A 13,477-nucleotide genomic window follows, 5' to 3' on the forward strand; every position below is an offset into this window, starting at 1 on the left:
TTAATTTTGCTGATTATTTTTCGGTTTTTTACTCAAAAAGGGTTTGGATATTTAATAATGTTCAAACCTTTTTCTTGTTTTTTCCTTTACGTACATTTTTTCTTTCTTTTTTTTATTAATATTGTTTTTTTAGGTAGTTTTTTTTCAGATAATACTATTGAAACAGGATAGCACAGGACACTTGTAATACGCAATCGTTATATTTTTGGATCACAAATAAATAAATGTATTTTTAACATTTAACCTTTTAATGTTAAAACAATCAAAATACAATATTTCTTTTATTTGAAAAACTGACTAAACTAATAACCTAACCAAAACAAAACATTTATGAAACAAGCACTTTTAAAGAGATGTAGTTTTCTTTTGTTTGCACTAATGAGCATAGTGAGTTATGCTCAAACTTCAAACACTGTAACCGTAACAGGAACAGTTACTGATAATGTATCAGGATTGCTTCCAGGGGTGAACGTAACAGAGAAATCTACAAAGAATTCGGTTACGACTGATTTTAATGGTTCATATTCAATTAAAGTTAAGCCAAATGCAACTTTAGTTTTTTCTTTCATCGGAATGAGAAAACAAGAAATAGCCATTGGAGGTCGTACAATAGTAAATGCTAAACTAGCAGAAGATTCTAATGAGTTACAAAACATTGTAGTTGTAGGTTACGGAACTCAGAAAAAAGAGAAACTTACCGGAGCTATTGCTACTATAAATGCTTCGGATATTCAGGAGCTTCCGGTTTCAAATTTATCTGACGCATTAAGAGGTTTGGTTCCGGGTATGAATGTTATCGATGGAGGAGGACGTCCTGGTGATTCAGGTTCATTGGAGATTCGTCAAACGTATGGTTTTTCTAAAGATGGTAGCTCAAAAACACCATTAATTGTAATTGACGATATGATTCAGATCGATCCAACTACTGGTAGGCCTTCTATGGAAGCGTTTAACAGATTAGATCCTTCTGAGATAGAAAGTATGACAGTGTTAAAAGACGCATCTGCGGCAATTTATGGTTCTCGTGCATCTCAAGGAGCAATTGTAGTAAAAACTAAAAGAGGAAAAAGCGGTGTGCCTTCATTTAATTATTTTAGCCAGTTTGCTGTAAACGATGCTGTTAGTCATAGTAAAACAATGAGCGCGTATGATTACGGTGTTTTTTCCAATAGATTTTTTACAGGAGGAAATAATATAGGTACAAATGGATCATATCTTTTTAATCCAACAGAATTAGAAGAAATGAAAGGTTTGAATTATGACTGGTTAAAAGAAGCCTGGAAACCGGCAATTCAGCAAAAACATACCTTAAATGTAACAGGTGGTACAGAAAAAGCAACCTATTTTGCAGGAATCAATTACTTTACACAAGGACCAAACTTAGGAAAGCAAGATTATAATAAATGGAATTTCCGTACTGGAATGACAGCAAAAATTACAAGTTCTTTAGATTTTTCGGCAGCTGTTTCAGGGAACTCAGGAGATATAGAAAAATCATTTACTAAGGCTTCGTCAGGTATTAATGACAGTAGTTATGCTTCTGCATCAGGTGGAGAACAGGCTGATTACGGATTTTTGCTTCACATGCCAAAATACATTCCATGGGAAACGATTGTTAATGACAAACCATATTATATGTCGCCGTTTCCTCGTACCACTGGTACTTTAGGTAATGCAAATGCAAACAATACGATTGCAGGATATAATTATTTTGCCACATTAAACAATGGTTCTAAACAAATTTCAAGTGACTTTTCTTATAATGTAAATATGTCACTTAACTGGAAAGTTCCTTTTATTAAAGGATTATCCCTTAAAGGAACTTATTCCAGAACTCAAACTTCAGAAAGTACAGAACAAGTAGCGTTACCGTATGATTTGGCAAGAATAATGGGTTACGAAAAATTAGATAATCACTTAGCAAGTGCAGCGTTACCAACAACTACAAATGATGGCGTTCATAATTATTACTCAATTGAAACCAATACACGTAGTGCCAGAGTTTATTATGATAGTTTTGATTCAAAATCGGTACAAGCCAACTTCTTTATGGATTATAACAGAACATTTGACAATCATGAAATTGGCGCAATGTTCTCTGTAGAACGTTCAGAAACAGAGTTTAACAGTACACGTTTGGCATTTGAAAATACAGGTAAAGATTATGCAGGCTCTTACCAGACTGCAGGGACTTTAACTACAAATTCAACAGCATTAAAAGGAGAGCAGGGAACATTATCTTATTTAGGACGTGTTAATTACAGTTATAAATCACGATATATGCTTCAGTTCCTTTTTAGAAGTGATGCATCTACAAAGTTTGCTCCTGAAAACTATTGGGGATTCTTCCCTTCACTTCAGGCAGGATGGATTGTTTCAAAAGAAAACTGGTTTACTGATAATGTATCCTGGATCGATTTTCTTAAAGTACGTTACTCTATTGGTAAAACAGGAAATGATAATATTGGTCCATGGAGATGGATGAAATTGTATGATGTAAATGCAGACAAAGGTTTTCAGTTTGGATCAAACGGAGGATTGTTTGGCGGTTCTGTGACTCCTAGAGTAGAACCAAACAGGAATGTAGGATGGGATACAACGATAAAAAATAACTTAGGTCTTGATGTAAGTTTATTAAAAAACAGATTGTCTTTAACAGCTGATTTTTACTATGATAAATCTAAGGATATGTTAACTACGATGGCTGGAGTAGTAGGCGTGCCAATTTCTGTAGGTGGAGGATATGCTGAAGAAAATTACGCAGCAATTGATTCATGGGGAGCAGAATTTAGCTTAGGCTGGAAAGATAAGATCAACCAAAACTTCACTTATAATGTTGGAGTGAACTTTGGATATTCTGATAATGAAGTTAAGAAATTCCCTGAGCCACCTTTAATGCATCCATCAAATAATCTGGTACAAGCAGGACAGTCTACATTTTTTCCACAATGGGGTTTCAAAACATGGAAAGGAACTTCAACAGGAGATGGTATCTTACGTACAGATCAAGATGTTGCCAATTATTGGTCTTATTTAACAGAACGTGCAACTGCTGCAGGTGGTGCACCAAATTATATGGGAATCTCTTCTGTATCAAATATGAGACGAGGAATGTTGGCTTATGAAGATGCCGGAGGACAATTCAATGATAAAGACGGTACTCAGGCTGGACCAAACGGACAAATTCAAAAAAATGAGGATTATGTGAAATTGGTTAATAGTAACAGAACTTACGGATTTACTACAAATTTAGGAGGAAGATATAAATCATTTTTCTTCAAAACACAAATTGGAACATCTTGGGGCGGTTACCGTGCAATAGATGTTGTAAAACAAGGAACAGGTTCTACACACAATATGTGGGCAAGAGAAACTTTCTGGAACGACATGTATGCTGATGATAACCTGGATGGAAAATATCCTAATTTAGCTAATCAGGAATATATAGCAGTACCATCTGATTTCTGGCAATTAGATACTTTCCGTTGTACAGTGAGAAATTTAACTTTAGGATTTGATATGCCAAAAGATCTTTTGGATAAAATTAAAATTGCAAAATGGTCAGTTGGGGTAACAGGTAATAACCTTTGGGATTTATACAATCCTTATCCGGATCACTACCGCAATATGTACGATAGCTCTTCTGAGAATTATCCAACGCTTAGAACATGGGCGGTTACTTTAAACATTACATTCTAATTTAATTAATACTGAAGATGAAACTAAAAATTAATAAATATATAACTATAGCACTTCTCGCAGCGCTTAGTACTTCTTGTAGTGATAATTTTTTGGAAGACAAGAAAAATTACGGAAGTGTAGATGACTCATTTTATCAAAGTCAGGAAAAAGCGACCTGGTACGTTAATAACGTTTACTTCGATTATTATTCGGCTTTTAAATCTCCAAATCAAAGTTTGGTAGGATCTTTTACAGATGTATATTCTAAAATGACGGAAGAAGTAGGAGGAATACAACCTCTTATTAACCCAACAATTACATATGTAAATGCGGCTGACGGATCTGGTTATTACGGAGGAAAATTAGAAGACAAAATCAATAACGTTCCTTATAACAGAATTAGAGATTGTAACTCTTTCATCGCAGAAATCGATGTAAAAGGAGCAAATTTAGACAAGACATTTCGCGATCAGGCAAAAGGACAATTGTATTATTTACGTGCTGTTCAGTATTTTGATTTAATGAAGGTGTATGGAGGAGTTCCAATCGTTACAGAAATTCAGACACCAAATTCAGTAAATCCAGAAATTAAAGTGCCAAGAGCTACAGTAACTCAGGTTGTAGAGCAAATTGTAAAAGATTTAGATATGGCTGCAAGTTTATTGCCTGCAAATTGGGCAGGTGAATACGGTCGTGTTACTAAAGGAGCGGCATTAGCAGTAAAATCAAGAGTATTACTAACATACGCAAGCCCATTATTTAATAAAAATTGGGATGGTTCTAATGATCGTTGGGAAGCAGCATTAAAAGCTGGTTTAGAAGCAGAGACTGTATTATCAGGAGCTGGATACGGACTTTATGGAAATTCAGCAAAAGACTGGCAAAATATGTTTGCACTTGGTGCTAATGCTTTCTGTTCTGAAGCGATTACAACTCAGCTTTTAACAGTTACAAATAGCAATGTAGCAATGAATAACTCTTGGGAGAAAGCTATTCGCCCAATAAGCCAGGGAGGAACAGGTGCTCTTGAAGCTCCTAAAGAAATGATCGATTTATTTCCATTGGCTGATGGAAGAAGACCTACAGCTGCGAATTATGATCCTTTTCTTTTCTTCTTAAATCGTGACCCTAGATTTTACAGAACATTTGCTTTTTCAGGTGCTAAATGGGATTATAAAGAAAACGCTAAACCTGTTGTTTGGGCTTACACTTGGTTAGATAATGCAAAAAAAGTTTATTATAGTGATTCGAATAATGAAACAAGTCCTGCATTTGTTAGAAAAATGACAGATGTTACAGCTACTAACGCAAGCAGTTTTCAATACTCAGGAAACGATATTCTAGAATACCGTTATGCAGAATTATTATTAAATATTGCCGAATGTTATGCAGCACTTGGACAAACTGGTAATGCTACAGCTTATTTAGGAAGAATTAGAAAAAGAGTAGGAATTGATGCTGGAAACAATTACGGGATTGGAACATTGGCAGATAAATATGCAGCAATAGAAGCTGTTTTATACGAAAGAAGAGTTGAGTTAGCTTACGAAGGAAAACGTTTTTGGGATATCCAACGCTGGATGCTTTATGATAACACTACACTTCCGGGAACAACTAGCGGAAGTACTATTAGTAAATTAGGTTTACAGCCAATAAACGGGACACAACGTACAGGGAATTATTTACAATACAAAAATACAGCAACAAGTGCAGATCCTTTAACGGCTTCTCGTGCAAGTATTTCTGTAGATCCTGACGCAGCTAGCTTTCAAACACAGTTAGCAGCTTTGGCAACATTTTACACTACTAATTTTGTACTCGCAGCACCGCCAACACCTATGGATAATGTTAATAATGCACCAGTTCAGATTAAATTTAATCCTAACTACTACATTATGGGCTTGCAAAATACTGTTTTATCTCAAAATCCATGGTTAACACAAACCATCGGCTGGAAAGATGCTTCAGGCGGAGAGGGAACTTTCAACTATCAGGATTAAATTAAATTATAGAAACGTCTAATCGTTTTAGATATTTCTAATACAATATAATATCAAAATAATGACAAACAATTTCACCTGTATTTCTAAAAAATACAGGTGATTTGTTTAAAAAGAATTACCAAAATTAAAAATTAGTATGAAAAATTTCACTTTATCGGCTCTTTTCCTATTGTTTTTAGGAAGTTTCCAATGTTTTGCGCAGTATCCCAAAATAAGTCCTGAAGTTCAGGCGCAATCCAAAGTTATTATGGATGAAGCTGAAAAACGTTCAGATGAAGCCTGGGAAAAAGCGCTTGTAATTATTGAGGAAGAAGCCAAACACGGTAAACCATTTATTCCGTGGGCATCTAGACCAAATGATTTACCACAGGCAGAAATTCCTGCTTTCCCTGGTGCAGAAGGAGGCGGAATGTACACTTTTGGAGGACGTGGCGGAAATATTTACACCGTTACAAGTCTTGAAGACAGCGGACCTGGAACTTTACGAGAAGCGTGCGAAAAAGGTGGAGCAAGAATAATAGTTTTTAATGTTTCAGGAATTATCAGAATCAAAAGTCCGCTAATCATTCGTGCACCATATATTACTATTGCAGGACAAACTGCTCCTGGCGATGGAATTTGTGTGGCAGGAGAATCAGTTTGGATCAATACTCATGACGTAATAATCAGACATATGCGTTTCCGCAGAGGAGAAACTTTCGTAGGTCGTCGTGACGATGCCATTGGAGGAAATCCAGTTGGAAATATCATGATCGATCACGTTTCTGCAACTTGGGGATTGGACGAAAACATGTCAATGTACAGACATATGTACAGTCCGGGTGCGGGTTATCCGGATGTAAAAGTAGGTACAGTAAATATTACAATTCAAAACAGTTTATTCGGAGAAGCTTTAGATACTTACAACCATGCTTTCGGAAGTACTTTAGGTGGTGAAAATTGTGCTTTTATTAGAAACATGTGGGCAAATAATGCCGGAAGAAATCCTTCAATTGGATGGAATGGTATTTTCAATTTTGCAAACAATGTAGTTTTCAACTGGTATAACAGATCTACAGACGGTGGTGATTATACAGCAAACTACAACATCATGAACAACTTTTACAAACCAGGTCCGGTAACTAATTTGGCCGAGCCAATTAGCTACAGAATCTTAAAACCGGAATCAGGAAGAAGTAAATTGCCTTATATGGTTTTTGGAAGAGCTTATGTAAATGGAAACATTGTAAACGGAAATGAAAAAGTAACCAAAGACAACTGGGATGGCGGAATTCAAATCGAAAATAAAAAAGGCGAATTAATGACTTATGATGAAGCCAAAGTTTATTTTGATAAAATGAAAAGCGACAAACCTTTTCCAATGCCGTGGTTTCGTCCATTCATGAAAGCTGACGAAGCGTATGAATATGTATTGAAAAATGTTGGAGCAACATTACCAATCAGAGATAAAGTAGACGAAAGAATCGTTAGAACCGTAAAAACCGGAGTTCCTGAATATGCAAAAGGATTAGAGAAAAAAGAATTTTATCAGTTCGAACACAGACGTTTGCCGATGGATTCTTATAAAAAAGGAATCATTACAGATATTTCTCAGGTTGGAGGATATCCGGAATATAAAGGAAAACCTTATGTTGATACAGACAAAGATGGTATCCCTGATAAATGGGAGAAAAAACATGGTTTAAATCCAAATGATCCAGCTGATGCCAAACTAGATTCAAACAACGACGGATATACAAACATCGAAGATTACATTAACGGAATCGATCCAACTAAAAAAGTAGACTGGAAAGATTTAAGTAATAATCAAGAGACGCTAACAAAGTCTTTACAAGATTAATAAAGAAAAAAATCTCCTGAATCTGCTAAATCTGCGTGAGAAAAATTAGCATGCAGATTTAGCAGATCACGCAGATTTATAGTGATTGTAATTTATAATTTATTAAAAATGAAATCAATAAAAAAAATAAGTGTACTATTAATGTTATTGGTATTCTTTAATAGCATCGCACAAAAAAAATTAGATCCGGTATATATCAACGTTACCAACGAAAGAGCCGCTAAAATTGTAACCAAACTTGCTTTGGCAAATCCTGAAAAAGAAAAAACAGTTACAGAAATTATCGCACAGCAATTTAGAGACTTAAGCGAAATTCAGGATGGAAGAGATGCTGAAATTAAAAAAATAAAAGAAGACAGCAGTTTGTCTAAAGAAATACAAAATGAAAAAGTTGATAAATTAAAAGGAACTGCAGATAAAGAAATTGAAAAACTGCACAAATCTTATTTAAAAAAATTAGGAACGCAATTATCAGAAGATAAAATAATAGCAGTAAAAGACGGAATGACCTATGGCGTATTGCCAATTACCGTTGCAGGTTACAACGATATGCTGCCAAATTTAACCGCAGAACAAAAAGATTATATCTACAAAGCTTTAGTCGAAGCCAGAGAATTTGCAATGGATGGAGGATCATCCAAAGAAAAACATGGCTGGTTTGGAAAATACAAAGGAAGAATCAATAATTATTTATCAAAAGAAGGTTACGACCTAAATAAAGAAAGTGCCGATTGGCATAAACGTTTGGAAGAACGAGAAAAAGCCAAATCGGGTAAATAATTTAAGAGTTCTTAGTAATTAGTCCTTAGTGATTAGTTAAAAATGAGTACGATTCTAAGGACTAATTACTAAGAACTAAAAATAATAAGATTCTAATGGAAAATAAATTTCTAAAAATCAGCATAAAGCGAACAATAATGATCATATCATTTTGTTCTTTCTTTTCTTCCGCGTATGCGCAATATCCAGAAATTCCAAAACCGCTTCAGGATAAAACCGATGCGATTTTAGCCGATGAAGAAAAAAGATTAGCTGAAATCTGGACAAGCAATTCTAATATTATTCAGGCCGAAGCAAAATTGGGACGTCCGTATTTACCGTGGGCCTCTTATCCAAAAGATTTTGTTCATGCCGATATTCCTGCTTTTCCCGGAGCTGAAGGTGGTGGCGCTTTTACACCAGGAGGAAGAGGTGGAAAAATATTTGTAGTTACAAGTCTGGAAGACAGTGGAAAAGGAACTTTTCGTGAAGCTTGTGAAGCCGTTGGAGCAAGAACAATTGTATTTAATGTTTCAGGAATTATTCAGTTAAAAAAGAGAATCAGCATGCGTGCTCCATATGTTACCATCGCAGGTCAGACTGCTCCAGGCGACGGAATCTGTATTGCCGGAGAAACGTTAGAAATTGATACACATGACGTTATCATCAGATACATGCGTTTTCGCAGAGGTGCTACAGAAGTTACCCGTAGAGATGATGCACTTGGAGGAAATCCAATCGGGAATATTATCGTAGACCATTGCTCTGTAAGCTGGGGATTAGACGAAAACATTTCCTTATACAGACATCAGTTTCAGGCCAATGATAAATCAAAATTAGAAAAATTACCCACTTGTAATATTACCATTCAAAACACCATTTCGTCAGAAGGTTTAGATACGTATAATCACGCTTTCGGAAGTACAATTGGTGGATTAAACAGCACATTTATGCGTAACTTGTGGGCGGATAATATTTCAAGAAATGCGTCTATCGGAATGTATGGTGATTTTAATTTTGTGAATAATGTGATTTTCAATTGGTGGAATCGTTCTCTTGACGGAGGAGATTATCGTTCGATGTTCAACATCATCAATAATTATTTCAAGCCGGGACCAATTACACCAACAGATCAGCCAATTCGTTACAGAATTTTAAAACCTGAATCTGGATATATGAAACCACAAACATACGGAAGAGCCTATGTTGACGGAAATTATATCGTTGGTTCTCCAGAAGTTACAAAAGACAACTGGAACGGTGGCGTACAATTGGAGGATCACTCAGAAGCTGAAACTAAAAATTATTTAGAGTTAATTAAACAGCCAAAACCGTTTTCAATGCCAAACATTACAATTATGAAAGCAGAAGAAGCGTATGAATTTGTATTGAAAAATGTTGGGGCAACCTTGCCAAAAAGAGATGCAGTCGACGAAAGAATAATCAAACAAGTTCGCACCGGAAAAATTGAAGCAAAAGATGGTTTGGAAAATGCGATTGGTACAGAATTTATTAAAAGAAGATTACCCGCAGATTCGTATAAAAAAGGAATCATCACGAACCCAAATCAGGTTGGAGGTTATCCGGAATATAAAGGAAAAGCATATAAAGATTCTGATAATGATGGAATTGCAGATGTCTGGGAAAAGAAATTTGGTTTAAATCCAAATGATCCATCAGATGCAAATAAAGATGCAAACGGAGACGGTTATACCAATATTGAAAAATATTTTAATAATATAGATCCAAAAGGAAAAACGGATTGGACAAAATTTGAAAATAATACCGATACGTTATCAAAAGTATTATTGCAGTAAATTTAGAAGATAGAATAAAGAATATAGAGAAAAGAAAAAAGATAATAAGAGTTCCGGAGGAACGGATCATATTGTAGGGATGGATTTTAATCCATTCTACACATAGTAATTCGCAAATCTTTTTTCAGCTTCTAGTGTGATTTCTCCTCCGTCGAAATGGCAAGATTTTCGAAAATGTAAATTTTAAAATAGTATTGAATTGAATTTTAATCAGTTAAAAAATATTGCTTCTTTTAAAAACACATTACTTTTAATGTGTTTTGCTTTGTCTTTTGGTGAAAATATCACAGCACAAAACACATTTCCAGACATCGTAAAAACCAAAGAAGGCAAACTTTCTTTCACCGCAGACGCAAAAGGAAATCAAATTCCTGATTTTTCGTATGCAGGCTACATGGCTTCAGAAAAAGCGATTCCGAATGTGGAGAATAAAATTTTTGTTCCGAAACAAGAAGAAGATGCAACCCAAAGAATTCAGGCAGCAATTGATTATGTAAGCAATCTAAAGCCAAACAAATCAGGTTTTCGAGGTGCTGTACTTTTAGACAAAGGAACTTTTAAAATTAACGGAACATTATTCATCAAAAAATCCGGAGTGGTTTTACGCGGAAGCGGAAACAATGAAAACGGAACAATTTTATTAGGAACCGGATTAAAAAGAGAAGCCGTAATTAGAATTTTAGGAATTGATGATAAAAAGTTAGGAGAAACTTTCGAATTCAATACAAAATATACACCACTCGGAACAAAAATAATTCAATTAAAAAACGCCTCAAAATTAAAACCGTCTGATGAAATTATCATCACAAAACCTTTAACCGCAAATTGGATTAAAGAACTAAAAATGGATGATTTTGGCTCAGAAACCGGTTGGATTGGCTGGAAAAAAGACGATTGGGATATTTCATGGAACAGAGTGGTAACCAAAATTAATGGAAATGAAGTAACACTAAACGCTCCGTTAACCATGACTTTGGATGACGTTTACGGAACTGCAAAAGTAACAGCCTATTCATGGTCAGGAAGAATTGAGCAAATCGGAATCGAAAATATCCTTTTAAAATCAACTTATGATACTTCAGAACCAAAAGACGAAGAACACAGATGGTTTGGAATTAGTATCGAAAACACAAAAAATGCCTGGGTAAAACAAGTCAGTTTCAAGCATTTTGCTGGAGGAGCAGTTTCGCTTTTAAAATCGGCACAGCAAATTACAGTTGAAGATTGTATTGCAACCGAACCAGTTTCTGAAATCGCAGGTTTTAGAAGACATACTTTTTATACCGAAGGCCAGCAAACTTTATTTCAGCGTTGTTATTCAGAATACGGTTATCACGATTTTGCCGTGGGCGGATTTGGAACAACAGGCCCGAATGTGTTCATTCAATGCGAATCGTATTTGCCTTTCAATAACAGCGGCGCGATTGGCAGTTGGGCAACCGGAGTTTTATTTGAAGTTTCATATATCGACGGTCACGCTTTAAGTTACAATAACAGAGAACAAAACGGACGAGGCGCAGGCTGGACGGCCGCAAATAGTGTTATTTGGGAAACATCGGCATCAAAAATAGAATGTTATAATCCGCCAACGGCACAAAACTGGGCTTTTGGAACTTGGGGTGGCATCATGGCTGGCGACGGTCATTGGAAAGAAGTAAACGGTCATATCAATCCGAGGAGTTTGTTTTATGCACAGTTAGAAAGCAGATTGGAAAAACTTCCCATAAATACTCATATTTATGATCTCGGCTCAGAACCTTCATCAAGTCCGGCTGTTGAAGTGGCGCAGGAATTAACCAAAAATTCAGTCGCTCCAAAAGAAAGTCTAATCGAATGGATTGCCGAAGTTTCGAAATTAAATCCAATTGACACAAACAATTCAGGTCTTAAAAATGCTAATGATTTAAAGATAAATTCGGCACAAAATACAATTTCAAATACAAAAGTAATCGTAAAAAACGGTTGGCTTACTTACGATAATAAAATAATCGCCGGAAATCGATTAAGCGTGCCGTGGTGGAGAGGAAGTTTGAGAGATAGTGATATTTCGAAGTCATTGCCGGATATTACCAGATTTGTTCCGGGAAGAACCGGAACCGGATTTACAGATAATATCGACGAAGTTTCAGATTATTTGACGACCAAAAATATGATCGCTTTAGAACATAATTACGGTTTATGGTACGAAAGAAGAATGGACGATCACGAACGCGTTCGCCGTTTTGATGCCGATGTTTGGCCGCCATTTTACGAACAGCCATTTGCCAGAAGCGGACAGGATTTTGCCTGGGACCAATTAAGTAAATATGACCTGACGAAATTCAATGATTGGTATTGGGAGCGCTTGTCACTTTTTGCTGATTTGGCCGAAACCAAAGGACAATTGTTAATCAATCAGCAATATTTTCAACATAATATCATTGAAGCTGGAGCACATTGGTCGAGTTCACCATGGCGTTCAGCAAACAATATAAACAGTACAGGATTTCCAGAGCCTCCGCCATATGCAGGAGATAAGCGTATCTTCATGGCAGAACAATTTTATGATGTTACAAATCCTGCAAGAAGAAAATTACATCAGGGATTTATTCGTAAATCGTTAGAAAATTTTCAGGAAAACAGCAACGTAATTCAGTTAACAAGTGCAGAATATACGGGACCGCTTCACTTTATGGAATTCTGGTTGGATGAAGTTCAAAAATGGAAAGACGAAACCAGTAAAAAAGCAATTATTGGTTTAAGCGCTACAAAAGATGTTCAGGATGCTATTTTGAATGATGCCCAAAGAGCGAAAACAGTAGATGCAATCGACATTCGCTATTGGTATTATAAAGAAGAGGGATCGGCTTATGCGCCAGAAGGAGGGAAAAATTTAGCACCAAGACAACACGCAAGAAAACTCAAAACCGGAAAAGAAACAGACGATCAGGTATATCGCGCCGTTCGTGAATACAGAGAAAAATATCCTGAAAAAGTCATTTTATATTCAACAGATGGTTCGTCAAGATTTGGATGGCCGGCTTTAATGGCCGGAGCGTCGTTGCCAAACATTCCCAAAATTGTGCTTCCTGAGTTTTATTCCGCTTTAAGCGAAATGAAATTAGTTGCCGGAAATACATTTTCAGACAATATATGGACATTAGAAAATACAGGAAAAAGTTATCTTTTTTACATCAAAAATGAAAAAGAAGTTTCACTTGATCTTTCTGCATACAAAGGAGATTTTGAAGTGTACGCAATCAACGCTGCAACCGGAAATTTAACCAAAAAAGCAAATATCAAAGGAGGAAAAACAGTTGTAATTCCACAATCAGAGATAAAAGAAAAAGTACTTTTTATAGTAAAGAAAAATTAGCCCACGGATGACACAGATTAAA

At 35.7% G+C, this 13,477-nt stretch carries 6 protein-coding genes; all 6 read left to right on the plus strand.

Going from position 1 to position 13,477, the window contains the following annotated elements; all coding sequences use genetic code 11:
• Positions 1-330 precede the first annotated feature (330 nt).
• A complete protein-coding gene (locus BUE22_RS13835) occupies positions 331-3,699 on the plus strand; it encodes a SusC/RagA family TonB-linked outer membrane protein (protein WP_042565760.1) in 3,369 nt (1,122 codons plus the stop codon).
• Between the two features lie 17 nt (positions 3,700-3,716).
• Positions 3,717-5,681 carry a RagB/SusD family nutrient uptake outer membrane protein gene (locus tag BUE22_RS13840; RefSeq protein ID WP_073395537.1) on the plus strand — a complete coding sequence of 655 codons (1,965 nt, stop codon included), beginning with the start codon at positions 3,717-3,719 and terminating at the stop codon, positions 5,679-5,681.
• 139 nt (positions 5,682-5,820) lie between these two features.
• Positions 5,821-7,524, plus strand: a complete 1,704-nt coding sequence (locus BUE22_RS13845) for a polysaccharide lyase (protein ID WP_073395538.1) — start codon at positions 5,821-5,823, stop codon at positions 7,522-7,524.
• Between the two features lie 108 nt (positions 7,525-7,632).
• Positions 7,633-8,304: a DUF3826 domain-containing protein gene (locus BUE22_RS13850; protein ID WP_052483701.1), complete on the plus strand. Its 672-nt coding sequence runs from the start codon at positions 7,633-7,635 to the stop codon at positions 8,302-8,304.
• Positions 8,305-8,441: 137 nt separating this feature from the next.
• Positions 8,442-10,100 carry a polysaccharide lyase gene (locus tag BUE22_RS13855; protein WP_243396751.1) on the plus strand — a complete coding sequence of 553 codons (1,659 nt, stop codon included), beginning with the start codon at positions 8,442-8,444 and terminating at the stop codon, positions 10,098-10,100.
• Positions 10,101-10,299: 199 nt separating this feature from the next.
• The gene (locus BUE22_RS13860; RefSeq protein WP_243396752.1) at positions 10,300-13,455 is read left to right on the plus strand and encodes a DUF6298 domain-containing protein; all 3,156 of its coding nucleotides are present in this window, start codon (positions 10,300-10,302) and stop codon (positions 13,453-13,455) included.
• The last annotated feature ends 22 nt before the right edge of the window (positions 13,456-13,477 follow it).

Source organism: Flavobacterium pectinovorum (assembly GCF_900142715.1).
Lineage (GTDB): Bacteria > Bacteroidota > Bacteroidia > Flavobacteriales > Flavobacteriaceae > Flavobacterium > Flavobacterium pectinovorum.